At 69.4% G+C, this 24,761-nt stretch carries 26 protein-coding genes; 14 read left to right on the plus strand and 12 right to left on the minus strand.

Annotation, left to right across the window (positions count from 1 at the left end; genetic code table 11):
* Positions 1–440: 440 nt before the first annotated feature.
* Entirely contained in the window at positions 441–641 is a 201-nt protein-coding gene (locus KBX34_RS25405; protein ID WP_307871491.1) for a ribonuclease, read from the plus strand.
* A gap of 9 nt (positions 642–650) precedes the next feature.
* Here KBX34_RS25405 and KBX34_RS25410 read toward each other — a convergent pair whose 3' ends face one another.
* From KBX34_RS25410 to KBX34_RS25420, 3 genes are read right to left on the minus strand one after another with little or no spacing between them, the layout of a single operon-like run.
* Positions 651–3,515: an FAD-binding and (Fe-S)-binding domain-containing protein gene (locus KBX34_RS25410; RefSeq protein ID WP_210927339.1), complete on the minus strand. Its 2,865-nt coding sequence runs from the start codon at positions 3,513–3,515 to the stop codon at positions 651–653.
* A 24-nt stretch (positions 3,516–3,539) separates the two neighbouring features.
* The gene (locus KBX34_RS25415; RefSeq protein WP_210927341.1) at positions 3,540–4,736 is read right to left on the minus strand and encodes an anhydro-N-acetylmuramic acid kinase; all 1,197 of its coding nucleotides are present in this window, start codon (positions 4,734–4,736) and stop codon (positions 3,540–3,542) included.
* Positions 4,737–4,747: 11 nt separating this feature from the next.
* A complete protein-coding gene (locus KBX34_RS25420; protein ID WP_210927343.1) occupies positions 4,748–6,313 on the minus strand; it encodes a sodium:solute symporter in 1,566 nt (521 codons plus the stop codon).
* A 184-nt stretch (positions 6,314–6,497) separates the two neighbouring features.
* Here KBX34_RS25420 and murQ point away from each other — a divergent pair, with 184 nt between their 5' ends.
* From murQ to KBX34_RS25445, 5 genes are all read left to right on the plus strand, one after another.
* On the plus strand, positions 6,498–7,391 hold the full coding sequence (gene murQ / locus KBX34_RS25425) for an N-acetylmuramic acid 6-phosphate etherase (protein ID WP_210927344.1): 894 nt from the start codon (positions 6,498–6,500) through the stop codon (positions 7,389–7,391).
* Between the two features lie 147 nt (positions 7,392–7,538).
* Positions 7,539–8,249, plus strand: coding sequence for a ThuA domain-containing protein (locus KBX34_RS25430; protein ID WP_210927346.1), 711 nt, complete (start codon positions 7,539–7,541; stop codon positions 8,247–8,249).
* Complete coding sequence (locus KBX34_RS25435; protein WP_210927350.1) at positions 8,219–9,319, plus strand: Gfo/Idh/MocA family protein; 1,101 nt, start codon at positions 8,219–8,221, stop codon at positions 9,317–9,319. Before KBX34_RS25430 ends, KBX34_RS25435 begins: the two co-directional genes overlap by 31 nt.
* Positions 9,320–9,469: 150 nt before the next feature.
* The gene (locus KBX34_RS25440; protein ID WP_210927352.1) at positions 9,470–9,877 is read left to right on the plus strand and encodes a helix-turn-helix transcriptional regulator; all 408 of its coding nucleotides are present in this window, start codon (positions 9,470–9,472) and stop codon (positions 9,875–9,877) included.
* 28 nt (positions 9,878–9,905) lie between these two features.
* Complete coding sequence (locus tag KBX34_RS25445) at positions 9,906–10,670, plus strand: class I SAM-dependent methyltransferase (RefSeq protein WP_210927354.1); 765 nt, start codon at positions 9,906–9,908, stop codon at positions 10,668–10,670.
* A 95-nt stretch (positions 10,671–10,765) separates the two neighbouring features.
* Here KBX34_RS25445 and KBX34_RS25450 read toward each other — a convergent pair whose 3' ends face one another.
* A complete protein-coding gene (locus tag KBX34_RS25450) occupies positions 10,766–11,359 on the minus strand; it encodes a hypothetical protein (RefSeq protein WP_088948936.1) in 594 nt (197 codons plus the stop codon).
* Positions 11,360–11,575: 216 nt separating this feature from the next.
* Here KBX34_RS25450 and KBX34_RS25455 point away from each other — a divergent pair, with 216 nt between their 5' ends.
* Both KBX34_RS25455 and KBX34_RS25460 read left to right on the plus strand, forming a co-directional pair.
* The gene (locus tag KBX34_RS25455) at positions 11,576–12,778 is read left to right on the plus strand and encodes a low temperature requirement protein A (RefSeq protein WP_210927356.1); all 1,203 of its coding nucleotides are present in this window, start codon (positions 11,576–11,578) and stop codon (positions 12,776–12,778) included.
* 92 nt (positions 12,779–12,870) lie between these two features.
* Positions 12,871–13,239 carry a MerR family transcriptional regulator gene (locus tag KBX34_RS25460; RefSeq protein ID WP_141912776.1) on the plus strand — a complete coding sequence of 123 codons (369 nt, stop codon included), beginning with the start codon at positions 12,871–12,873 and terminating at the stop codon, positions 13,237–13,239.
* Between the two features lie 28 nt (positions 13,240–13,267).
* Here the strand turns inward: KBX34_RS25460 and KBX34_RS25465 are convergent, their stop codons facing one another.
* Positions 13,268–13,975 (minus strand): SDR family oxidoreductase, encoded by a 708-nt coding sequence (locus KBX34_RS25465; RefSeq protein ID WP_210927357.1) that lies wholly within the window; start codon positions 13,973–13,975, stop codon positions 13,268–13,270.
* Between the two features lie 432 nt (positions 13,976–14,407).
* Here KBX34_RS25465 and KBX34_RS25470 point away from each other — a divergent pair, with 432 nt between their 5' ends.
* Positions 14,408–16,096, plus strand: a complete 1,689-nt coding sequence (locus tag KBX34_RS25470; RefSeq protein ID WP_210927359.1) for a cellulose binding domain-containing protein — start codon at positions 14,408–14,410, stop codon at positions 16,094–16,096.
* A 77-nt stretch (positions 16,097–16,173) separates the two neighbouring features.
* Here the strand turns inward: KBX34_RS25470 and KBX34_RS25475 are convergent, their stop codons facing one another.
* The 4 genes from KBX34_RS25475 to KBX34_RS25485 form a co-directional block, all read right to left on the minus strand.
* Complete coding sequence (locus tag KBX34_RS25475; RefSeq protein WP_210927361.1) at positions 16,174–16,545, minus strand: hypothetical protein; 372 nt, start codon at positions 16,543–16,545, stop codon at positions 16,174–16,176.
* Between the two features lie 95 nt (positions 16,546–16,640).
* Positions 16,641–17,285 carry a response regulator transcription factor gene (locus KBX34_RS25480; protein WP_210927363.1) on the minus strand — a complete coding sequence of 215 codons (645 nt, stop codon included), beginning with the start codon at positions 17,283–17,285 and terminating at the stop codon, positions 16,641–16,643.
* Positions 17,276–17,671 carry a sensor histidine kinase gene (locus tag KBX34_RS33805; RefSeq protein WP_247672229.1) on the minus strand — a complete coding sequence of 132 codons (396 nt, stop codon included), beginning with the start codon at positions 17,669–17,671 and terminating at the stop codon, positions 17,276–17,278. Before KBX34_RS33805 ends, KBX34_RS25480 begins: the two co-directional genes overlap by 10 nt.
* Positions 17,614–18,450 carry a histidine kinase gene (locus KBX34_RS25485; RefSeq protein WP_307871492.1) on the minus strand — a complete coding sequence of 279 codons (837 nt, stop codon included), beginning with the start codon at positions 18,448–18,450 and terminating at the stop codon, positions 17,614–17,616. The genes KBX34_RS33805 and KBX34_RS25485 overlap by 58 nt, the downstream gene beginning before the upstream one ends.
* Positions 18,451–18,714: 264 nt before the next feature.
* On the opposite strand from KBX34_RS25485, the gene KBX34_RS25490 reads away from it, so the two are divergent.
* From KBX34_RS25490 to KBX34_RS25500, 3 genes are all read left to right on the plus strand, one after another.
* Entirely contained in the window at positions 18,715–19,344 is a 630-nt protein-coding gene (locus KBX34_RS25490) for a VOC family protein (protein WP_210927365.1), read from the plus strand.
* A 101-nt stretch (positions 19,345–19,445) separates the two neighbouring features.
* Positions 19,446–20,084, plus strand: a complete 639-nt coding sequence (locus tag KBX34_RS25495) for a hypothetical protein (protein WP_210927368.1) — start codon at positions 19,446–19,448, stop codon at positions 20,082–20,084.
* A gap of 235 nt (positions 20,085–20,319) precedes the next feature.
* Complete coding sequence (locus KBX34_RS25500) at positions 20,320–20,802, plus strand: hypothetical protein (RefSeq protein WP_210927370.1); 483 nt, start codon at positions 20,320–20,322, stop codon at positions 20,800–20,802.
* A 66-nt stretch (positions 20,803–20,868) separates the two neighbouring features.
* Here KBX34_RS25500 and KBX34_RS25505 read toward each other — a convergent pair whose 3' ends face one another.
* A complete protein-coding gene (locus tag KBX34_RS25505; protein ID WP_210927373.1) occupies positions 20,869–21,510 on the minus strand; it encodes a DUF4291 domain-containing protein in 642 nt (213 codons plus the stop codon).
* Between the two features lie 222 nt (positions 21,511–21,732).
* Between KBX34_RS25505 and KBX34_RS25510 the strand changes: the two genes are divergently transcribed.
* Positions 21,733–22,140, plus strand: coding sequence for a nitroreductase family deazaflavin-dependent oxidoreductase (locus KBX34_RS25510; protein ID WP_210927375.1), 408 nt, complete (start codon positions 21,733–21,735; stop codon positions 22,138–22,140).
* Positions 22,141–22,298: 158 nt separating this feature from the next.
* On the opposite strand, the gene KBX34_RS25515 is transcribed toward KBX34_RS25510, so the two are convergent.
* Together KBX34_RS25515 and KBX34_RS25520 are read right to left on the minus strand one after the other, a co-directional pair.
* Complete coding sequence (locus tag KBX34_RS25515; RefSeq protein WP_374223721.1) at positions 22,299–23,285, minus strand: zinc-binding dehydrogenase; 987 nt, start codon at positions 23,283–23,285, stop codon at positions 22,299–22,301.
* A 318-nt stretch (positions 23,286–23,603) separates the two neighbouring features.
* Positions 23,604–23,975, minus strand: a complete 372-nt coding sequence (locus tag KBX34_RS25520; protein ID WP_131309512.1) for a hypothetical protein — start codon at positions 23,973–23,975, stop codon at positions 23,604–23,606.
* 309 nt (positions 23,976–24,284) lie between these two features.
* Here KBX34_RS25520 and KBX34_RS25525 point away from each other — a divergent pair, with 309 nt between their 5' ends.
* Complete coding sequence (locus tag KBX34_RS25525) at positions 24,285–24,626, plus strand: site-specific integrase (RefSeq protein WP_210927379.1); 342 nt, start codon at positions 24,285–24,287, stop codon at positions 24,624–24,626.
* Positions 24,627–24,761 lie beyond the last annotated feature (135 nt).

A 24,761-nucleotide genomic window follows, 5' to 3' on the forward strand; every position in this document is an offset into this window, starting at 1 on the left:
CCGAGCCTGCTGTGACGGTTTGTCGACCTGGGTCGGCGGCACCGGTAAAGCGGCTGCGGCGCGGGGATGCTGTGACACGACGATCGGTCGCCCCCACGGCTCGGAAGCTACCCACGCCGGTAAAGGTGATCAGTCGTTCATGCGACAGCTGTCGTTGTTCCGATGCGCTTCCCTGTCACATCATCACACTCGTGATCTTTGATGGGATCCACAGATCGTGTCGGCCGTCGATGCTTTCGGTGCGGGGCCGGTGCGCGTTCGTCCATTGCCGTCGGTCGCTCGGGTCGAACACGTGACTAGTTCTCGACTGAATGGTGGAACTCCGGTACGCGAGGGCTTTCGCAGCCATCCCGTTCCCATTTCATGGCGAACCGGATTGCGCCGATGATCGGCCATTAAATTGCGGCATTCACGCCACTGACCGTTTGTTGGTGCGGCCGGTGGGTATCTGGGCGTTCATGACCACCCCTGAGCAGAGTCAGCAGGAGAGAGCCCTCGAAACCGGTGAGGTGTATCAGGATGCCGAGGGGCGCCGCACGACGGACCCCGGTGCCGGCGCCGCGAACGCCGACAGTGAGGCCGACCGCAACGAGGAGCACCTGAGGCGCGGTGAGGTGGGCCCGCGCGTCCCGGAGGAGTAGCCCGTCCGGCTACGCCAGCGGCTCGACCGCCTCGACGAGCACCTGGAGCAGGTGCCGGTACGGCTGCCCGGTGGCCCGGCTCATGCCCATCTCGCAGGTGCGGTTGCAGGAGGCGTACGCGTCGTAGCCGCGCTGGTTGATCTCGGCGGCCTGAGCCGCGGTGGCGCCGGCGGTCACCTCGGGGTGCAGCAGCCCCCGGTCGCCGGCGAAGGCGCAGCACCCCCAGCTGTCCGGCACGGTCACGGTGTCGGCGACCGCCCGGGCCACGGCGCGCAGGTCGTCGATGCCGCCCAGGTGCACTGTGGAGCAGGTGGGGTGCAGGGCCAGCGAGCCCAGACGCCGGGGCTCCGGCAGCGCCGGCAGGAGGTGCTCGGCGGTGAACGTCACGCTGTCGACGAAGCGCAGGTCGCGGTAACGCGCCTGGTCCTCCTCGGCCAGCGCGGCGGTCAGCTGGGCCAGCCCGTGGGTGCAGGACGAGGCGTCACACACGATGGGCAGGCGGCCCTCGTCGCTGGCCGTCCAGAGCGCGGCGAGGGTCCGCTCGGCCATCTCGCGGTGGCCGGCGGGGTAACCCTTGGACTGCCAGGGCGTTCCGCAGCACAGGCCCGCCGTCGCGGGCACGACGAGCGGCACGCCCGCCAGGTCGCACAGGCGCAGGAACGCCGCCGCCGAGCCGCCGGCCGGGCCGTCCTCCGGCGCGAAGAGGCTGCCGACGCAGGCCGCGAAGAACACCGCCTGCGCGTCCGGCGCGCTGCGGGGGGCGGGGCGGGGAGCGCCGGCGCGTGGCATGTCGTCGCTCCACAGCGGCACGAGTTCGCCGGCACCGAGACCGCGGATCACCCCGGTGGCGGCACGGGTCACCGGCGTCGGCACGGCGTGGGCGGCGCTCAGGCCCATCCGGACGCCGGCGACGGCACCCTTCCAGTGCCGCGCGGCGGCGCGGGCGGTGCGCTGGGCGAGCGGGCCGTGCCGTTCGGCGCGCAGTCGTTTCATCGCCGCGCCGGTGTCGATGCCGACCGGGCAGGCGGTGACGCAGAGGCTGTCCGCCGCGCAACTGTCCACCGCCGCGTACTCGTAGTCGGTGGTCAGCTCCCGGCGGCGCTCCTCGTCGCCGGCGGCGGTGGCGAGGGCGATCTGTCGTTGCAGGACGATGCGCTGCCGGGGCGTGGTGGTCACGTCGGCGGTGGGGCACACCGGCTCGCAGTAGCCACACTCGACGCAGGCGTCCAGCTCGGGGTCGACCGTCGGGACGGCCTTGAGCTGGCGCAGGTGCACTGTCGGGTCGTCGTTGAGCAGCACACCGGGGTTGAGCAGGCCACTCGGGTCGCACAGCCGCTTGAGTTCGCGCATCACGTCGTACAGCTCGTCGCCGTACTGGCGGCGGACGAAGGGTGCCATGGCCCGACCGGTGCCGTGCTCCGCCTTGAGTGTTCCCCCCTCGGCCAGCACGAGGTCGACCATGTCGTCGGTGAACCGGGCGTAGCGGTCGATCTCGGCCGGTGTGTCGAAGGACTGCGTCAGCATGAAGTGCAGGTTGCCGTCCCGGGCGTGCCCGAAGATCACCGCGTCGGAGTAGCCGTGCCTGTCGAACAGGCCGATCAGTCCGTCGCAGGTGCCGGTCAGGCGCGGCAGCGGCACCGCGACGTCCTCCAGCAGGGCGGTGGTGCCGGGCGGGCGGGCACCGGCGACCGCCGTGTAGAGGCCCTTGCGCAGGTGCCAGAGTCGGGCCCGCTCGCGCGGGTCGCGGGTCAGCTCGGTGCCGGTGACGGCGGGCAGCCGGTCGAGCACTCCTCGGGCGTCGGCCAGCGTCGCGGCCAACCGCTCCGCGCTGTCCTCGGCGAACTCCACCAGCAGCGCTGCGTGCCCGGCGACCGTCAGGCCGCGCAGGGTCGGGCTGGCACCCGGGTCGCGCTGGCTGACCCGCAGGGCGGCCGCGTCGAGCAGTTCGGCGGTACGGGCACCGGCGGCGAGCAGGGCGGGCAGCGCGTCGGTGGCGTCGGTGAGCCCGGGCAGGATCAGCAGGCCGGTGGCGGCGTGCTCGTGGATCTCGACGGTACGGAAGACGGCCTCGGCCACGAAGCCGAGCGTGCCCTCGCTGCCGATCATCAGGTGGGCCAGCATCTCGACCGGGTTGCTGTGGTCGAGAAGGGAGTTCAGCCCGTACCCCATGGTGTTCTTCATGGCGAACAGCCGCTCGATGGTGGCGCGCGACCCCGGTGCCGAGCGCACCCGGTCGCGTAGGCGCAGCAGCCCGGCGTGCAGCTCGGGCTCGTCGGCGCGCAGCCGGTCGTCGGCGTCGCGTACGGCGGAGTCGACGACGGTGCCGGACGGGAGGACGAAGCGCAGCGACTCCATGGTGCGGTACGCGTTGTCGGTGGTGCCGCAGGTCATCCCGCTGGAGTTGTTGGCCACCATGCCGCCCACAGTGCACGCGGCCTCGCTGGCCGGGTCCGGGCCGAGCCGGCGTCGGTAGCGGGCCAGCCGGGCGTTGGCCTGCCGGATCGTCAGGCCGGGCTGGAGCCGGATGCGACGGCCGTCGTCGAGCACCTCGGCGTGCCGCCAGTCGGTGCGCACGTCGACCAGCACCCCCGCGCCGCCGGCCTGCCCGGCGAGGCTGGTGCCACCGCCGCGCAGGGTCAGTGGTACGCCGGCCTCCCGTGCACCGGCCATCAGCGCCCCCACCTCGGCCGCCGAGGCGGCGCGGACGACGGCCTGCGGCTCGAACAGGTACGGCGAGGCGTCGTGGGCCGCCGCCAACCGTCGGGGCAGCTCGGCGCTGGCCCGGGTCGGGTCGTCGAGGCGCGAGCGCAGCAGCTCGGCGACCTCGCGGGCGCGGGCGGCGGTCGGCGCGGGTGGTCCTACGACGGGGTGCATGGGCGGATCCTCCCGGGAACGTGGTCAGCCGGCCACCGGTGGCACGGCGGGACGGCCGGCGATCAGCAGGCGGCGGGGAGCGGTGTCGACCGGCGCTGGCAACCGCAGCGGCTGCCGGCCGGGGGTGATGCTGCCGAGAACGGAGGCGTGCCGCGCGCCGGTGCCCGACGGTAGGGCGCCGGGCAGCCCGTGCACGGTCAGGTAGCCCAGAAGCGCGAAGGCCAGCGCCTCCTTGGCGTCCGACGCGACACCCATGTCGTCGCTGGACGACAGGTCGACGCCCGGCAGCTCCTCGGCGATCATGCGCATCAGCGTCGGGTTGCGTGCGCCGCCGCCGGAGACGATCAGCCGGGTGACGCCATGGTCGCGGCAGGCCCCGGCCACCGTGACCGCGGTCAGCCGGGTGAGCGTGGCCAGCACGTCCTGCGGATCCGGCGTGGGCGCGTCGGCGAGGGCGGCGAGCAGGTAGGGAAGGTGGAACAGCTCCTTGCCGGTGCTCTTCGGGCCGGGCAGCCGGTAGTACGGCTCGTCGAGCAGCCGCCGCAGCAGGACCGGGTCCACCTGCCCGGCGGCAGCCCCGCGCCCGTCCCGGTCGTACTCCTCGGTGCCCCCGCTGAAGTGGCGGGCGGCGGCGTCGAGGAGCGCGTTCGCCGGCCCGGTGTCGAACGCGAGGGGCTCCGCGTCGGGCGCGACGACCGTGATGTTGGCGATGCCGCCCAGGTTCAGCGCGGCGGGGACGCCGGGCAGGCCACCCAGCAGCAGCGCGTCGAAGAGGGCGACCAGGGGAGCGCCCTGGCCGCCGGAGGCGACGTCGCGGCTGCGCAGGTCGGCCACGACCGGAAGGCCGGTGGCCTCGGCGATCCAGGCCGGCTGACCCAGTTGGAGCGTGCCCCGGACCACGCCGGCCTCGACCCAGTGGTGCATCGTCTGGCCGTGCGAGACGACCAGGTCGGCCTGACCGTCGCACAGCTCCGCGAGAGCCCGCACGCCGGCCTCGGCGAAGGCCTGGCCGACGCCGGTGTCCAGCACGCAGATCGCCTCGGTGCTGGTCGCCGCGGGCGGAAGGGCGGCGGCGATCTGGGCGCGCAGCCGGTCGGGGTACGGGTGGCTGAGCCGGCCCAGCGTTCGCATCCGCAGGCTGTCGCCGCTCAGGTCGAACTCGGCCGCGGCGGCTTCGATGCCGTCATACGAGGTCCCGGACATCAGGCCGATCACGCGCATCACGTCCTCCTTCATGCCCGGCCGGCGGGGGCTGCCGCCGAGTCGTCGTCGACCTCGTCGGTGCGTCCATGGTCGTAGAACGTCGTCGGGGCCGGGTGGAACCGGCTCGACACCGCGCCGACGACCAGGGTGACCAGAACGCCGATCGGGACCAGCCACTGCGCGGCGATGGCGGTGGCGGTGGTGGTCCCGGCCGTCGTGACGTCGATCTTGACGTAGCGGACGATGTAGGTCATCACCACCACGGTGACGAGGAAGGCGATCACCGCGTCGACCTGGTTCGCCCGCTTGACGAGACGGCCGAGCAGGAAGGCCCCGAGCAGCGCCCCGTAGGTGTAGCCGGCGATGGTCAGGCCGGTCAGGTAGACGTTCCCGGTGCTGGAGCTGAACGCGCAGGCGAAGATCGCCATCAGCACCGCCCACACCAGGGTCATCACCCGGGCGAGCCGGAGCATCGCGTCGTCCGACGGGACCTTGCGGAAGAAGCTGTGGATGAAGTCGGCGACGGTGGAGTTCGACATCGAGTTCAGCGCCGACGACAGCGAACCCATCGCCGCGCCGAGGATGCCCGCCACCAGCAGACCCGAGATGCCCACCGGCAGGGCGTGCAGGATGAAGTTCGGGTAGAGGTTGTCGCTGCTGTCCAGGCCGAGTTCCTTGAAGGTCTGACCCTTGTTGTACGACCACAGCAGCGCACCGACCAGGGAGAACGCCGCGAACTGGATGACGACGAAGATGCCCGAGGAGATCATCGCCTTCTGGCCGTCACGCAGGGTGCGGGTGGACAGGATGCGCTGGACGATCAGCTGGTCCGAGCCGTGGCTGGCCATCGCGAAGATCGCACCGCCGATGATCGCGGTCGGCAGGGCGAACGGGCTGGTGAGCACGTGCGCGAGGTCGAAGTTGGTGTCGAAGAGGTGGAACTTGCCGGCGTCGAGCGCCTGCGCGTAGCCGTCGCCGCCGACGGCGTGGCTGAGCACCGCGATCGCGAGGATCGCCCCGCCCAGGTAGAGCCCCATCTGGATGGCATCGGTCCAGATGACCGCCTTGATGCCACCGAGGTAGGTGTAGATCACCGTGATGAGGGTGAGGACGACGATGATGGCCTGGTAGCCGACGTTCAGGCCGAGCTCGTCGAGGAGAAGCTTGATCGGGATGGCCGAGGCGAACAGTCGTACGCCCTCGGCGAGCAGCCGGGTGAAGACGAATGTGACCGACGCCAGACCCTGAAGTTTCAGGCCAAACCGTTCACCAAGGTACTGATAGGCACTGACGAAGCCACCCCGCTTGTAGAGCGGGATGAGCACCGCGGCCACGACGACGCGACCGATGACGTAACCCAGGGCCAGCTCGACGTTGCCGAACCCCTGACCGCTGTAGGCACCACCGGGCACGCTGATCACGGTCAGGACGCTGGTCTCGGTGGCGACCACGGAGAACGAAACGGTCCACCAGGGCAGTCGACCCTCGCCCACGAAGTAGTCCTTGGCGGACTTCTGTCTGCCGGACAGGCGAAGTCCGACAAAGGCGATCACCACGAGGTACAGCACGATCACGACAAGGTCGAGTTGACGCACGGCTCGCTCCCTACCAGCGGTTGTCAATAAGCGACGTTAGCCGAGAGTAACGCGAAACTTTTTGCCAGAGCGGGCCCGGGCTGGCTACGCTGAGCCTCCAGCCTGCTGATATGGGGAACGCGCGCCGGTGAGCCGCCTCCCGTCGGTCGGCGATGTGTTCACCAGCGAGAGGAACGACCACCCCGTGGACCTCAGCACCCTCGGCACCGAGACTCGCAACGACCGCACCAGCGACCTCGACCAGATGTCCCCCACCGAGCTGCTCCTCGCGATGAACGACGAGGACCGCTCGGTCGCGGAGGCCGTCCGCCGGGCCGTGCCGGACATCGCGGCCGCCGTCGACGTCGTCGTGGCGTCGCTCCGACAGGGCGGGCGACTCATCTATCTCGGTGCCGGCACCAGCGGCCGGATCGGCATGCTCGACGCCGTCGAGTGCCCACCCACCTTCGGTACGCCGCCCGACCGGGTTCTCGGCCTGCTCGCCGGCGGGGCCGGAGCCTTCGGTGTCGCCGTCGAGGGCGCCGAGGACGACCCGGCCGGCGCCGTCGCCGACCTCGACGCGGTCGGCCTGACCGCCCGCGACACGGTGGTCGGGCTCGCCGCCAGCGGCCGTACCCCGTACGTGGTCGGCGGGTTGGCCCACGCCCGCGCGCTCGGCGCGACGACCGTCTCCGTCGCCTGCAACTCCGGCGCGGTGATCAGCCGGCACGCCGACGTCGCCATCGAGGTGCCCACCGGCCCCGAGGTCCTCACCGGCTCCACCCGCCTCAAGGCCGGCACCGCCGAGAAGCTGGTCTGCAACATGCTCTCGACCGCCACGATGGCCCGGCTCGGCAAGGTTTACGGCAACCTGATGGTGGACATGAACGCCACCAACGAGAAGCTCGTCGACCGGGCGCGTCGGATCGTCGCCGAAGCCGCCCACACCGATCTCGACACCGCCACGCAGGCGCTCGCGGCGGCACACGGGCACGCCAAGACGGCCATCGTGCTGCTGCTCGCGCACTGCACCGCCGAGGAGGCCGCCGCACGGCTGCGCGCCGCCGACGACGACGTCCGGGCGGCCGTAGCGGCCTGAGCCACTGCGGCAGGCGGAGCCCGGCCACTGTCCTCAGTGGTGTCCTCCGAGTACGGTTGCGGTGCCCGCAAGGCACGCGAATCGGCGGCTCGTCACCGGGGCGGGAGCGGCCAGCCCGGCGGCGACGGGCCGGGGGAGGGAGCGACTGTGACGCAGCGCAGAGCACTGGTGGTCCGAGGTGGCTGGGAGGGACACCAACCGGTCGAGGCGACGGAGTTGTTCATCCCCTACCTCGAACGCAGCGGCTACGCCGTACGGGTCGAGGAGTCGACGGAGATCTACGCCGATGCCGCCGAGATGGCCGACACCGACCTCGTCGTGCAGTGCGTGACGATGTCGCAGATCACCTCGGACCAGTTGGCGGGTCTCAGCGCGGCGGTCGTCGCCGGCACGGGCTTCACCGGCTGGCACGGCGGCATCGTGGACTCGTTCCGCGCGTCGTCCGACTATCTCCAACTGGTGGGCGGGCAGTTCGCGACCCATCCGGGCAAGGAGCCGTGTGAGCGCCACGGTGGCCCGGAGGACAACTTCTTGCCGCACACGGTGCGCATCACCGACCTCGGCCGGGAGCATCCCATCACCGCGGGCATCGAGGACTTCGACCTGGTCACCGAGCAGTACTGGGTGCTGCACGACGACCTGATCGACATACTGGCCGTCACCACCCACCCGACGCAGGCGTGGCACCCGTGGCACCGCCCGGTCACCTCGCCGGCGATCTGGACCCGGCTCTGGGGTGCCGGGCGCATCGTCGTGACGACCCCGGGGCACAGCCTCGACGTGCTGGAGCACGCGGGCGTCCGTACCGTCATCGAGAGGGGGATGGTGTGGGCGACCCGCACCGCGTCGGCGTCGTAGGTCTCGGGGTCATCTCCCGCGCCTACCTGGACACGCTCGCCAACCACCCCGCGGTGAGCATCGCCGCACTGGCCGACCTCGACGCCTCCCGGTCGGCCGCGGTCGCCGCCACGATTCCCGGGGCCGAGGCGTTGAGCGTCGAGCGCCTGCTCGCCCGCCCGGACGTGCGGACGGTACTCAACCTCACGATCCCCGCGGCGCACGCCGACATCTCGCTCGCCGCGATCGAGGCGGGCAAGAACGTGTATGTCGAGAAGCCGCTCGCCGTGACGTTCCCGGACGGCCGCTCGATCATCGAACGGGCCGCGTCGGCCGGCGTCCGCGTCGGGTGCGCGCCGGACACCGTCCTGGGCACGGGTACGCAGACAGCGCGGGCGGCGATCGACGGCGGGCTCATCGGACGCCCGCTGTCCGCGTCGGCCGTCATGGTCACGGCGGGGCACGAGCGCTGGCACCCCAACCCCGACTTCTACTACGCCCCGGGCGGCGGCCCGTTGCTGGACATGGGGCCGTACTACATCTCGGCGCTCATCCACCTGCTCGGCCCGGTGCGCGCGGTGGTCGGAGCCGCCAGCCGCCTGCGCGCCGAGCGCGTCATCGGTTCGGGCCCGCGCACCGGCCAGCGGGTTCCGGTGGAGGTGGACACCCACGTCAGCGGCGTGCTGGAGCACGCCAACGGCGCTCTCTCCACCATCACGACGAGCTTCGACGGCGTCGCGACGACGGCCGCACCGATCGAGGTGCACGGGGAGACCGGCACGCTCGCCGTGCCGGATCCGAACTACTTCGATGGTGAGGTCCGCCTGTTCGCGCTCGGCGGCACCGAGTGGCGCGTCCTCGAACCCCGCGCCGGTTACGCCCAGGCCTCCCGAGGCATCGGCCTGATCGACCTGGTCAGGGCCGACGGTCAGCGTCCGCCACGGGCGGGCGGCGACGTCGCGCTGCACGTCCTCGAAACGATGACCACCCTGCTCCGGTCGGCCGCCGAGGGACGGCGGATCGAGCTGACGACGGTGGCCGAGCGGCCCGAACCGGTGCCGCTCACCGCGGTCGAGGCCTGGAACGCGTAAAGGGGGTCCGCGATGACGACCGGTGTGAGGTCCCGGTCAGCTCGATTGGCATCGATTACTGTGATGCGACACGTCCGCGGAGGGAAGCGGACGCACCACGACGCACCGGCCCCGCCGGGTGTCGACTGCGGGGGAGGCGACGGCCGGGACATGGGTGACACCCGACGGGCCGCGCAGGACGCGTTCGCTCAGTTCGTGCGCGGTGCTGTCGACGCCGCCAGCGACGAGCGTGGCTGGTCCATCACGGAAGTGGCGGCTCGTAGCGGCGTCGGTCGGTCCACCGTCTTCCGATGGCTGTCCGGTGACTGGCAGCACCACCCGGAGCTTCCCAAGGTGCGAGCGTTCTGCGCGGCCCTGGACCTCCCGCTCGGCGCCGCCCTGCGCGCTCTCACCCCGCTGTCGTACGACACACCGGCACCGGAGGTGCCGGCGGCGGAGGCGCTCTTCGTGGCCGTCCGGGACCGACTTGTCGATCCCCGCACCACCGCCGCCGAACGAGAGCACATTCTGGCCGCCTTACGCCGCCTCGGGCACCGAAGGTCGTCCCGGGCGAGTTGACAGGCATCGAGAGGACCCGGTGACGGTGATGTCCGACCTGTTCGACTACGACGCTGAACTGCGCTTGCACAACGAACTCTTCCGCGCCGCTGCCCGTGTCGGCTCTCACGACCGTGTGCTCGACATCGGCTGTGGCACCGGCCAGTCCACCCGCGACGCCGCCCGGGCCGCGGTGAACGGAAGCGCGACAGGCGTTGACATCTCCGGGCCGATGCTCGAACGGGCCCGTCAGCTCAGCGACGACGAGGGCCTGCCGAACATCACCTTCCAACAGGCGGACGCCCAGGTGCACCGCTTCCCACCGACGCATTTCGACCTCTGCATCAGCAGGTTCGGAACGATGTTCTTCGCCGACCCGGTCGCCGCGTTCACCAACATCGGCAGGGCGTTGCGCCCCGGCGCGCGCCTGGTTCTGCTGGTGTGGCAGGACCGCGACCGCAACGAATGGGCCACCGCGATCCGCCGGACCTTCACCGACGAGCCAGTCACGCCCGGCGGTCCGAACCCGTTCTCCCTCGCCGACCAGACCGTCACCAAAGACCTCCTGGTGGCGGCCGGCTTCGCGGACGTCGACTTCACCGACGTGCACGTACCCGTCTACTACGGTCCGGACAGCGCCACCGCCTTCGATGCGGTGTTCCGCCTGTGGGAATTCAAGGATCTGCTCGCCAACCTGGACGCCACGGCCGCCGAGCAGGCCCGTACGCGGTTGCGCACCACCCTCGACGCCCACCACACCGACGGCGGCGTGTACTTCGACTCGCGCGCCTGGATCGTCACGGCTCGTCGCTGACCGGCATCGCCGGAAGCCCGTCCGTCGCGGGGTGCGTGCGCACCACGGCGGGGCGATCTCCGCCCCGCCGCGGTTCTGTCACAGCGCGGTGATGGTCAGTGGCCCTCGGGCGGCGCGGTCAGCTCGGCGTGCCGCACCGTGTAGTTGCCGCGAGTCACAGTGGCGAACGCCGCCGGCGCGAGGCAGGTGCCGACCCGGGCCGGACCCCACTGGCCGGCCTCGTTCTGGTCGGCGCTGGCCGACCAGGTGAAGCCGACCCGGTCGCGGCCACGGCCGCCGTCCTGCACGCTGAAACCGACCCGCTGGCCGAGGAAGTCGCTGGCCTTCTCGTCAGCGCGGATGACCACGCCGGTCACTGTCGCATGACCCGGGCTGGTGATCATGCAGTCGACCGCCGCCTCGAAGCGGACGGTGATGTTCTCCGTGGCCAGCCAGTGCGCGACCCGCACCGTGCCCGTGGCGTCTGCGGGAGAACCCTTCTCCCCGCCCGGCAGCGGGATCGGGCGGCTGTAGGGCACCGACCGGGCGTCGAAGGCAAACGATCGCACGTCGCTGTCCTGCCCGTACGGCAGCACGAACTCCGCCGATCCGGTCACCTGAGCCGGCCTGTGGCTCGCGGCCCCGGCCGGCGTCGCCGCCACAACCAGCATGGCCGCTGCCGCGATGCCCCATCCGAGTGTCTTACGCATGGTCGTCCTCCCGATCCGGCCGCGGTGCCGCGGCTCTGTGTTACCTCCACGGTCGGCGATCGGGGAACGGAGGCGATCCCCTGCGAGGGGGTAGCTGCTCCCTCGCCCATGGGAATCCGGCGAATGTCACGTTGGCAATCGTTCGGTATCAACTCGACGACCCGCCCGGCGTGGTACCAATACCCAGATAGGCGAAGCCGGCAGAACGGGCGGCCCATGTCGACAAGGGCAGCAGAGCTGCTGCGTAAGCCGGGGCAACCGCAGCGACCGAGTCTTCTGGAACTCTTCTTCGACCTGGTGTTCATCTTTGCCCTCAACCGGGTCTCCCACCGGCTGGTCGAGGACCTCACCGAGCGGCGAGTGGTCCTTGTCGAAGCCGGGGAGACGCTGCTGTTGCTGCTGGCTTTCCTGGTGCTCTGGTTGGTCACGGCATGGGTCACCGATCTCTACGATCCGCAGCGGCCGCAGCTTCAGTTGTTGGTCTACACGGCCATGCTCGGCGCACTGATAATGGCGGTCGCGGTGCCGCAGGCGTTCGGCGACCGGAGCCTGGCCTTCGCTGGCGCGTACGTTGCCGTACACATCGTTCGTGGGCTGGTCATCGTGCCGGCGCTGCGCGGCCACGAGGCCCAGCGTCGAGCGGCTGGGGTGTTCCTCTGGTTCGCGATCTCCGCCGTGCCGTGGCTCGCTGGCGCCATCGTGTCCGGTTCGGCGCGTGGGTTGTTGTGGACGCTGGCGCTGGCCATCGACTGCGCGGCACTGCTGCTGTTCTATCCCGCGCCATGGACCCGCCCCGCCCAACGACAGTGGCCCGTCCTGGCCGAATATCTGTCCGAGCGCTACCGGCAGTTCTTCATCATCGCCCTCGGTGAGTTGATTCTGACGACGGGATCGGCCTACAGCGACACGTCCTTTCGGCAGGGCGGGGCGGCGGTTGCCTTCGCGGTCTCATTCATCACGACGGTGCTGCTGTTTCGGGTCTACCTTTTCAAGGCGGGCCAGTTGTTACCCGAGGCGATCAGAGTCTCCGTCGGGCCCGCCCGCCTCGTCCGGGAGGCGTTCCTCGCCCACGTACTCATGGTGGCTGGCATCGTCGCCGTCGCCGTCGGGTACGAAATCGTGATCGATCACCCGTTCGGACACACCGAAACGGCGTGGATCTTCGTCATTGTCGGCGGACCGATACTGTTCCTTGTCGGGCGAGCCCTGGCCGAACACGCCGTATTCGACCGGGTGTCCCGCTCCCGGACAATCGGCGCGCTGGTGCTCCTCGGCGCCGCGCCGGCCATGGTGCTCCTGCCGCCACTGGCCGCGGCCGTCACCGCCGCCGTCGTCCTCGGTGGCATTGCCATTTCCGACACGATGCGCGCCAGGCAAAACCCTCCCGAACGGCCCCACCCACATCGTTTCGAACGCTGATCACGCCGGCCCTCAGGTAACCGCGAGGCGATGGATACACTGAATCTGACATACATGTCAGGTGCGCTGTGGGGGTAGCGATGACGGCCAGCATCCGGATCGGCGAACTCGCCGCCCGTGCCGGGGTGAGCGTGCGATCGCTGCGCTACTACGAGGAGCAGGGGTTGCTCACCAGCCTTCGCAGCCCCAGAGGCCACCGCCGCTACAGCGACAGTCAGGTCGAGCGCGTCGTCCTCATCCAGCGTCTGTTCGCCGCCGGGCTGAGCAGCCGGACGATCGTCGACCTGCTGCCGTGCGTCGACTCGCCGAGTGAGGACACCTCCGAGGCTGCAGTGGATCGCATGCGCCACGAGCGCGACCGACTCGATCGGCACATCGAGGACCTGGTCCACACCCGCGGGGTGCTCGACGAGCTGATCGCCGCCAACCGCGCCCACCGCGCGGTGCTCGCCCGCACCTGACCCGGGCCGCCCGCCCGCCCGCGGGCCGTCAGGCTGCGGAGAGCTGGGAGTAGAAGTCGCGTGGATCGCGAGCCAGCGCGGCCTTGATGTCGGCGCTCCACGTGTCGACGAGGACCTCCAGGGCGTCTGACGCCAGACCGTCGAGGGTGGCCCGAGCGACGTCCGCTGGGTCGATCTTCGCGCCGTTGTAGTTCGCGCTGAAGTCGGTGTCCACCGCACCCACGTGGACGCCGGTGACGTGCGTGCCCTGTGCCGCGAGTTCCAGGCGGATGCTGTTGGTCAGCGACCAGGCCGCCGCCTTCGCGGCCGCGTACGCCCCCTCCCCGGGCCAGGAGAACCAGGACAGCGCCGAGAGGACGTTGACGATCGCGCCGCCGCCGTTGCGGGCCAGCACCGGGGCAAACGCTCGCACCACGGAGAGGGTGCCGAAATAGTTGACCTCCATGTCGCGACGGACGGCGTCGAGGTCGCCGGCCACCAGGTCGACATGGGAGTCGACGCCGGCGTTGTTGATCAGCACCGTCACATCAGCCGCGACCTCGGCCGCCGCGCGGACGGCGGCGGGGTCGGTGAGTTCAAGAGACAGCGGTACGGCACCCGGCAGGTCCACGGGCTGACCGTTGCGGGACGTCGCGTAGACCTTCGCCGCGCCCCGATCGAGGAGCTGCGCTACGTACTCCCGTCCGATGCCGCGGTTCGAGCCGGTCACGAGAGCGATGGAACCCTGAATCTGCACGATGAACTCCTTCGGTGGAGGGGCGACGCCAGGTGCGCTGCCACCGAAACGCTAGAACCTGTCATTGGTGTCAGATTCAAGGCATTGGCCGGTGACCTCGGTCACCCTCAGCCCGGCCCGAATGTTCACGACAACATTTGGCGGCCGGGTTGTGCCGGGGAGCGCCTTGGGGCGAGGGACGTTCGGAAACTTTCGCGAAAGCTCGTCGTCGCAGCTTGACGGACGCAGTGCTCATCTACCAGAGTCGATGTGGGCGTAGGTGGCGTGCCGTCGGGAGCTCGGGCGCCAGCAGTGCATCGACATGACTCAGCCGTGGGCACGGCGGGCGGCGCTTGTTAACGCTAACGATGCTCTGCACCGCTGACCTGGCTGCGGTGGCGGCGTGGCCCGACGGCGACGGATCAGTGTCCCCCCGATCCAGGAGAATGATCGATGAGAAGACCCAGAGTGATCAGAACCGCGTTGATGTCGGCCAGCGCCATGCTGCTGGCATCGACAGCGGTCGCCTTGGCGGTGCCGGCAGGGGCAGCAGCCGCCGGCTGTTCGGTGAACTACGGCGTGTCGTCGCAGTGGCAGGGTGGCTTCGGGGCCAACGTCACTATCACCAACGTCGGTGACGCGGTGTCGAGTTGGTCGCTGACCTGGTCCTACGACGCCGGACAGACCGTCACGCAGGCGTGGAACACGACGTTGACCCAGAGCGGCGCCACAGTCACCGCCAAGAACGTCAGCTACAACGGGGGCATCGCGACCAACGGGACGGTGTCGTTCGGCTTCAACGGCTCGTGGACCGGCAGCAACCCTGATCCGACCAACTTCGCGTTGAACGGGGTGGCCTGCACCGGTGGCACGACGCCCACCACCCCGCCGCCGACGACCCCACCCCCGAACGGGCCGGCGGACATCACGGTGAACAGCGCGACCAGATACCAGACCGTCGACGGGTTCGGGGCCGCCCAGTCCATCTGGGGCAGCGCATGGTCCACGACGGAGACGCAGACACTGGTCGGGATGGGTGCCAACCAGTTGGGTCTGTCCATCGTGCGCACCGGTCTGTCACCGGTGTCCAGCGAGTGGGCGACACACGTGAACTCCCTGAAGACGGCGAAGACCGCCGGGTCCAACGTGAAGATCCTCGCCTCGCCGTGGACCGCGCCGGCTGCGTGGAAGACCAACAACAGCCGGGTCAACGGCGGCAAACTGAAGACCGACTACTACGACGACTACGCCAACCACCTGAACAGCTACGTCCAGTACATGCGTGGCCAGGGCGTGCCGATCGACGTCACCTCGGTGCAGAACGAGCCGGACTGGCACCCGGACTACGACTCGATGGACTGGAGCGGCACGGAGCTGCGCACCTTCGTCCGCGACCAGGGCACGAAGGTGCAGAACACCAAACTGATGGTCGCCGAGGCGGTGAACCTGAACTACAACTACACCGATCCAACCCTCAACGACGCGACCGCCCGCAACAACATCGGTTACATCGGTGGCCACCTGTACGGCACCGAGGACGCCGGCCGGCTCAAGCCGTACACCCTTGCCGAGCAGCACAACAAGCCGGTGTGGATGACCGAGTGGAACCTGCACGCCGCCGACGGCGGCGGCTCCAACATCTGGGGCAACCCCGGCAACGCGGCGGTCTGGAACGAGACTCTCGACGACATCATGCGCACTGTGCACAAGTCGATGGAGGCCAACTGGAACGCCTACATCTGGTGGTACGGCAAGCGTTACTACTCGTTCATCGGTGACGGCGAAGCGGCGTACGGCACCGTCGCCGGCGCCCCGCTCAAGCGCGGCTACGCGTTCTCGCAGTACGCCAAGTACGTCCGCCCCGGCTACCAGCGGGTCGCCCTGACGAAGAGCTCCAAGGCGTCGCCGCTGGAGGTGACCGCCTACCAGGGTGACGGGAAGATCAGCCTGGTCATCCTCAACCGGTCTAACAACGCGGTCAACAACGCCGTGGTCCAGGCCCCGCAGAACGTCAGCAAGGCCGAGCACTTCCTCACCTCGCAGACCGCCAACGCGGCCAGCCAGCCGATCACCGTGAACGGAGGTCAGGCCACCATCAACGTCGGTCCACGCAGCATCTCCACGCTCGTGTTCACCCTCTGAGGCGTCTTCTCACCGTCGCTGGGGCGTGTGGGTGTGATCGAGCGAACGCATCCGCACGCCCCATCGGGGTGACTCTCTCAATCGCCCCAATCGAGCTGATGGCCGGGCACGCCGACACTCCGGCCGTACTCCACTGCGGCGTCTCGCCCCGCGCGATCACCTTTGGCGTAGCGGAACACACGACCGGGAAACACGACGACGTGATCATCTCCGACTTCGAAGTCCGCGTACCAGCCTTGATCGCTGACCAGGGAACCAGCGAGCGCGGATGCCACTTCGTCGGCCACGTCGTCGGGCGCCTCGAAATCCAGGAACGTCCAGACACTCGTCTGGGCGGCTGATATTGAATCCGATACGTCGTGTCGGCCCACTCGGACGACGCGCAGCGAGGGTACGCGCACATCGACGCCAACACGCAGGCTCTCCGTCAGGAGTCGTCCACGTAACATCGACCGACTCTTTCATGGACTGGGCCATCCATGTCAGCGCTGTCGACGCCCGTGTCGCACGCGATGGACCCGTGAAGCGCTTCCTGGACGGCTGGTCAGGAGCCGAGGTAGCGCAGGATCGCCAGGACCCGGCGGCTGTAGCCGGTCACGTGTAACAGCCCGAGCTTGTCGAAGATGGTGTTGACATGCTTCTCGACCGCGCTCTGTGACACGTGGAGGCGCTCGGCGATGGTGGCGTTGGTGTGCCCCTGCGCCATGTGGTGCAGCACGTCACGTTCGCGTGGGGTGAGGCGGTTCAGCGGGTCACTGTGGCTCGTGGCCGACATGAGCTGCCGGACGACCTCGGGGTCGAGCGCCGTGGCACCGGCGGCGACGCGGTCGAGCGCGTCCAGGAAGTCCTCGACCTGGGCGACGCGGTCCTTCAGCACGTAGCCGATGCCTTCCGACCGGTCGGCGAGAAGCTTCGCAGCGTATCGCTTCTCGACGTACTGGGAGAGCACGAGCACCGCGATGTCGGGCCAGCGGCGGCGGATCTCAAGGGCGGCCCGCAGCCCGTCGTCGGTGTTGGTGGGCGGCATGCGGACGTCGGTGACGACGACATTGGGGCGGTGCTGTTCGACGGCCGTGACGAGCTGATCGGCGTCCGCGACTGCGGCGACGACGGCATGTCCTTCGTCGGCGAGGAGGCGGGCCAGCCCTTCCCGCAGCAGGGTGGAGTCTTCGGCGAGGACTATGCGCACGGCAGTGCCACCCGGATGGTCGTCGGGCCACCGGACGGGCTGTCCACCTCGAAGTGCCCGTCGAGCGCGCTGACCCGGCGGGCGAGTCCCTGCAGGCCACTGCCGTGCGGGTCGGCGCCGCCGAGGCCATCGTCCCGGACCCGCATCGTGATGTTTCCGTCCCCCGCCATGATCTCGATGGTGATCAGGCTAGCTCGGGCGTGTTTGGCGGCGTTGGTGATCGCTTCGCAGGCCACGAAGTACAGCACGGTCTCGACCGGTCGGGCGGGCCGGACCGGCACGTGGTAGCTGACCCTCACCGGGACCGACGATCGTTGCGCCACCATGCTCAGCACCTCGTCCAGCGTGGTGTGGTCGAGGGCTGCGGGGTACACCCGCCAGGCCACGTCCCGCAGGTCGTCGACGGCGCGTTGGATGCCCTCGTGTGCCTGCGCGAGCAGCTCGCGGCCTTGTCAGCGTCGCGGGTGCGGCGTGCCCGGCCGAGCAGCATGCCGAGTGCGACGAGGTGTTGCTGGAGCCCGTCGTGCAGATCGCGTTCGATGCGCTGGCGCTCGGCGTCGACAGCGGCGATGACACCGGCCCGGCTGACGGCCAGCTCGCTGATCCGCGCCTGAAGGGCCTCACGGGTGTGGGATTCGAGCAGGCTGCGGGCCAGCCATCGATCCAGCGTGGCCACGCTGACTATCGCCTGCACATTCACCAGCAGCAGGGCCGCGCCGATGAGCCCCTGCAACAGAAAACCGGCCGCATTCAGGGTGCCTCCGACGAAGGCACGTACCACGATGGCGGCGAGGACGGCACCGACCACGAGCAGGCCGGTGGTGAGCAGACCGAGCACCGCCGGGAGGAGGCGGGCGGCGAGGTAGCCGAGCACCCGCGGTCCGTTCGCCCGAACCGGGGGTGGCGGTGGCTCCGAGGCGATGACGGCCAGGCGGTGCCGTTCCCACTCGGTGACGCGGTGGGCGTACCGGATGATGGTGGCGCCGATGCGGCGCCGAGCCGCCGGCGCGGGCGAGACCGCGACCACGACGAGCGCGGCGAGCAGCAGGAACAGCACCTCGGACGCACCGGTGATCACACCGACCACCACGCCCGCCAACGGCCGGCCCCACCGGGTCATGCTGTCGATCCACGACCGCCCAGCGGGCACCGCGCGTTCCGCCACCGGGGCGTCCCTCCATCGCTCATGTCGTCTCGGACCCACGCCGCCTCGCCTGGGCGGCGGGCACTGCGCCCGGGCCGCCCACCCAACCTAGTCATGCCGAAGACGCTATGAACTCACCGCGGCCCGAACCATGAGGTCGACCGCCGACCTCAGTGGGCCGACCACAACCGCCGGGGTGTGGAAAACCGCACCACCCATCGAACGAAGCACCGCCTCCAGCCGACGCCAGACGTGCGTCTCCCTGTCGATGTAACGTTCGCCGGCATGACCGTGCACATCACCGCCGGGCAGTTCCACGCGGCCGATGGTGTCGAGGACTGGCGCTGCCTCTATCACCTGGTCTCGGCGCACTTCCGAACCGGCTCGCTGGCCAACGGCATCACGCTCGTGGATGAGATCGGTCGGCTCGTCGACGGCCCAGAGCAGCAACATCTCACCGTCGACCTGCGGCACTCCGGTGTCACGGTGTCCATGACCCGGCGCGACATCGCCCTGGCCGGCCGGATCTCGGCCGCCGCGAAGGCACTGAACTTCCCCGCGGACCCGACAGCCGTCCAGCTCGTCAACGTCACCCTCGACGCACTCGTCGGCGCGGACGTGCTGCCGTTCTGGCAGGCACTGCTCGGCTACCACCGCGTCGGAGACGACTACCTGGGTGACCCGTCACGCCGAGGCCCGGGCCTCGGGTTGCAGCAGATGGACACGGTGCGCTCAGAGCGCAACCGCATGCACCTCGACGTCGCCGTTCCCCACGACCAGGCTGAGGCACGCATCGCCGCCGCCCTGGCCGCAGGCGGCCACCTCGTCTCCGACGCACATGCGCCGAGGTGGTGGATTCTGGCCGACGCCGAAGGCAACGAGGCGTGCGTCGCCACCTGGATCGCCCGCGAATAACACCACATCCGGCAGCGCGACGCCGCCGCACAGGCGATCGTCGACCTGTCTGCCGTTCGTGGGGACAGCGGGCGTCCGTCGGTCGATGACAGGATCGGTCGATGCACGTTCTCTTCGACGGCAAGGCTCCGGTCGCCTACGGGCAGATCTACGTGACGAGTCGTGAGCTGCCAGACGACATGGCCGGGTCGTTCGCCGGGCAGGCGAATGGCCTCTGCGGGGGTGGTCAGCCGGGCACGCTGTTCCTGATGACCGGTACGCATTCCGGGCAGGTCCAGTTCACTGTCGAGTTGCACGAAGTCGAGCCGCCAGCGGCGGAGCAGGAGTGGGAGGAGGTGGTGGAGGTGTCGTTCGCGCCGAGGGCCGCAGTGCTCGACCTGGTCCCGTGGGGCGACGGTTCACTCGCCCGGCTGCCGCTGACCTCCGACGGGCAGGACACCAGCCGGTTGCCGGTCTACCGCGTGCGGTACTGCGCCACGGGCATGGACGCGGGGCACGACCCGTTCGGCGGTCACGACCCTGACGAGTTTGCCGAGAACGACTACACCTACATGGATCAGCGGCCGGACCGCTACCTGCTGTGCTTCTGGCCGGAGGACGCAACGGGCGGCGACCCGGGTGACGGCGTGACGCGCGCCGACGCGATCCTGCGCCAGACCAGCGGCGGCGCCGCCTACTGGCACGCCTGGGCGCGCGCGTTGCCACCCCCCGCCGACCCTGTCGGAGCAGGTCGAGACTGAGATGCTCAAGCGATTGGAGCAGGAACATCACGAAGCCGAGCACCGCAAGCGGGACGAGCTGCGATGCTGGGGCGGCCGCCCGCCGAGTGAGCGGCTCCGGCGCGTACGCGGCATCATTTATGGCATCGCACGGCTGGCCTTTCCGATCGTCGACCAACGAGGCCCAGGCTGACCCGTCAGGTGCCGTTGACCCGGGGATCTTCACACCGGTGGGCAGGACGCTCATACTGGACGCATGGCGCGAGATGCTTCATCGGCTGCCGCCGTCCGGCGGTTCACCGCCGATTTGCGCGATATACGTGGTCGGCTACTTGCCGACCTGCTCCCCATCGCGGACATCGCGGACCTTCTGGCAGCGGTTCGCTCACGCCGGGAACTGCCCCGGGAGGGTCTCACCCACAGCGGGATCGAGTACACCGTTCACGGCGCGGGATGCCGCATGGTCAGCTCCGATGGCAGGGAGGTCGACGTCGACCTGGTCACCGATCCCGTCCTCGGGCGCGTGGTCGAAGCATTCGACGCCTGGCGCATCCGCTCGTACCTGGACGAAGCCGCCGACGGCGGCCACAACCATGAGGACATCGTCGAGGCATGTATCCACCTTGCCCGTGAGGGTCACCTACGCGAGGTGGTTGAGGGCCGTTGGTTCGCGTTGCCTGATGCTCCAGTTGGCTGCTTGAGTAACCCACGCGCAGCAACCAACGGCCGTTCGTCCTGAACCATCGCACCTCGTAGGTATCCGGATCTGCCGCCGAGCGGGGCGCGCTGGCGTGCCGAGCGAGCGTCAGTGTGCGTGCTGTTGCTCGGCCACCTCTTCGGCGGCGACGTCCGGGCTGGCGTTGAGGCCGGCGGCGATCTGAGCCGGCAGCGGGTAGACACGTTCGACGGGCAGGTGAGCTGTTGCCGCCTGTTCGTCGCCGCTACGCAGGAGGTCCCTCACGCGGTGAACGGTGGGGGTGATGTCCGTGACGGCCACGATCCAGTCGTCAACGTATCGATCGACTGCCTCGCCGGACAACCCGACCTGCAGCGACCGGTACGGCAGCGCCTCCAAACGCAGTGATCGTTCCGGATCCCACTGCGCTCGTACGGGACTGGCCTTCAGTTGCCGGGTCCAGGTCTCTTTGTCGCCGTGGAGGTCTCGGTCGTAGTGGCTCAGGCTGGCTCGTGCCAGCGCCCACTCAAATCCCTCCCGCGCGATGTCGATGGACAACACGCGCTCCTGCCCTGGCTTGATGGCCCAGCCGCAGCGGTACATCATCCACAGGAACGACGGCTTGATCCACGTCATCCGATCCCGCTTGAAGGGGGCCACGAAACGGCCGGCTGCCACCGCCGCCAGCGCGATCTGCGGGGGATACGCCTGGTACACGGTGATGGTGTCGGCTGAGTAGCGGGCGCGGATCTGACGGGCGGGAACGGACACGGCTTGATCGTCACCGATCGGGACTCGACTGCGCCACCGAGATTCCGCACCCAGGCCAGCACCAGGCCGAAATGAACCTGCGGCTGCACCCGCATCCCCCCGCGAATCGAGCGCTACGCATTGTCGCCGCGGGTTCGTTGGTGCGTGGTCGCAGTGTCACACCCCGGCCGGGACTGTCAGAATCGTGGTCAAGAAGTCGGTTCGTGGAGGCGAGGAGAGGGCATGAGCGACTGGAACGACAAGATCATCGTTGAGTTTCGCGCCAACGGTGGGCAGGTCGGCGGTCAGTTCGCTGGCGCGCCGCTGCTGCTGTTGCACACGGTCGGCGCCAAGAGCGGCCAGCCTCGCGTGAACCCGATGATGTACCAGAAGGTGGACGGCGGCTACGCCGTGTTCGCGTCCAAGGGCGGTGCGCCCACCAATCCCGACTGGTACTACAACCTGCTCGCTCACCCGCAGGCCCAAGCGGAGATTGGTACGGACAAGGTCGAGTTGGTCGCCAGAGTTGCCGCCGGCGACGAGCGGGAACGGATCTGGAGCGCGCAGAAGGCCGCGTATCCAGGCTTCGCCGACTACGAGCGGAAGACCACCCGCGAGATCCCAGTCGTCGTACTGGAACCTGCGCCGTAGGCAGGGACGGTACAACCCCCATTGCCCGGCGGTGCGGGCCGCGCCGCTGATCCGGCGCGTACCGCTCATGCCGATGAGCGAGCGGTCCGGCTAGGCGGTGGCACGGGCCGTTGAGCCTCAGTGGCGGATGGTGTGGCCTGGTCAGCTCTTCCAGGCACTCAGATCAGCAGCAGGGTTTTCCCTACGGCGGTGCGGTTTTCGACTGCGGCGTGTGCTTCGGCGGCACGCTCCAACGAGAAGGTCTGCCCGATGATCGGCCGAACGACTCCCGCCGCAGCCTGGGCAATGATCTGTTCCGCCCACCGCACCGTTTCCGGCCCGAAAGCGAATAGCTGCTCGATGCCGATCACCTTTACACCCCTGTGGCGCGCCTCGGCGGGCTCGATAAGCGTGACCTCACCGCTGGAGGCGCCGTGTACCGAGAAACGGCCGCCGCGGGCCGTAACCTCGAACGCGGCCCGCCCGATCTGACCGCCGACACCATCGAACACCACATCCGGTCCCATGCCACCGGTTGCTTCGAGTACCCGCTTGGTCCAGCCCGGTTCGCAGTAGTCGACCACCGCGTCGGCGCCCAGTTCCCTGACCACATCGAGCTTCCGCGACCCGCGAGCAGCTCCGACCACCCGCGCGCCCGCCGAACGGGCGAGCTGCACCAGCAGGCTGCCCACCCCACCCGCCGCCGCTTCGACGAGAACCCAGTCACCGGCGCCGATCTTGGCGTGTTCAACCAGCCCTTGCGCCGTGCTGCCGTCGCTGTACAGGGCGGTGGCCTCCGGCAGACCCAGGCCATCCGGCACCGGAAAGAGGGCCCCGACCAGTGCCACCGCCCGCTCAGCGAAACCGCCGGTCTCTCCCGTGCTGGCCAGCACACGCCGCCCCACCCAAGCCGGATCCACCTGCGCTCCGACCCCGCTCACAAGCCCGGCTACCAGACCGCCCGGCACGTACGGCAACCGCGGTCGTTCATGCCACCTGTCGGTGCCACGCCGGATCTGCGTCTCGACGAACGTCATCCCCGCCACCGCCACATCGACCACGACCTGGCCCGGTCCGGCCACCGGATCCGAGTCCTGGCCTGGAACCAGCACCTCGGGCCCCCCGAAACGAACTACCTGGACCACTCGCATACCACCCGCTCCCATCCGTTCGCCGACGCGAACATCGAGAGCATGCAACCTCAAGTTAAGTGGAGGTCGACCGACGCATCCCCCCGACGAACCCCGGGGTCCCACCGTTGCCGCATCAAGCCGTTGTCTGAACACAACCGAAACAACCGCACATGCCGCGATCCGCATGCCTTACCGGGATCATCGTGCGTCGAGCCTGCCCGGGCGTACGTAGCCGGACAGGAGGACGAAGTTCAGCCGATGATGGCGGCGAGAGTTGGGTTCGCAGCTCGCGCGTAGTCGACGGCTGCGGCGAGCAGTCTGGCGGTTGCTGAAAAAGCTGGGACTGCAGTTTCACCTGCCAGTTCGTCGGGAGCCGGGTCGCCGACCGCTACCCGCAGACCCAGAACTGCGGGGTCGGGTCGGCTGATCAGCCGGTCCGTCGACGGCACCAGGGCTGGAGAACGACACCGAAGGCGCTGCAGGACGGGAAGACTTCGGTGGCGGCCATTGCGACGCCGCGATCTGGGCCCCGGTGACCGGCAGGGTGGGCGAGATCTGGTCGAGCAAGCGCTGCGCCAGGGTGGCGTCGATCTCGACGTCTGCGCTGATGCGAACATCGGCCGCGGTCGCCAGGTCCACGACGTCGTCGCTGGTGAATGCATCAGCTCCGAGAGTACTCAGCCGTCGCGCGAACTCCTGGACATTGATCATTTGCAGCCTCATCGTCGGATTGTTAATTATCCACCGTAACCCCCGCTTCGGTCGGCGGATCCTGCGCCCGCCTTGCGGGCCACCACTGGGGCCGACAGTCGGCGCCGACAACTGCGACCGCTGCGCGGAAGTCCGCAACTCTTCGGTGAGCTGATCGCGCGCCTGCAGGGCCGTCACGCTATGTGTTACCCATGCTGTCCCGCGACGCCCGGAAATGCCGCTCCAGGCGGGCTGGTGTTCATCGCCGGTGGTGACGCACGGTGATGTATGACTACCTCGCCTGCTTCCGCTTCCCCTGTCGTACTGACCGATCAACTCGTTGTGCGCGCCGCGGTGTCCGCTTTCCTGGGCCGTTACCGTGGCCAGACTCGCGTCCACACTGATTCCGACCTCCGGGTCTTCCTCCGCTGGTGCGCCGACCACGACCTGGACCCGCTGGCGGCGGTGCGGGTGGACATCGAGCGTTACGTGCGCTGGCTACAAGACGTCCGCCGGTACCAGCCCTCGACGGTGCCCCGCCGGCTGTCGGTCGTGGTTGGGTTCTATCGGGTCTGCGTCATCGACGCCATCCTGGAGCACTCGCCGGCCGACTACGTCCGCCGGCCCACGGTGCCGGCCGAGTCACGACCCTCGGACTGGGGCACCTGCAGTTCGAAGCCATGATCACCACCGCGCGGAAGTCCTCGAACCCGAACGACTTCGCCCTGGTCGCGCTCCTGGGCCTGCTCGGACTACGGATCTTCGAAGCCTGCGGATCGAACATCGCCGACCTCGGTGAGGAACACGGTCACCGGGTCC

Origin of the sequence: Micromonospora sp. M61, assembly GCF_018070245.1 — a bacterium.
GTDB lineage: Bacteria > Actinomycetota > Actinomycetes > Mycobacteriales > Micromonosporaceae > Micromonospora > Micromonospora zamorensis.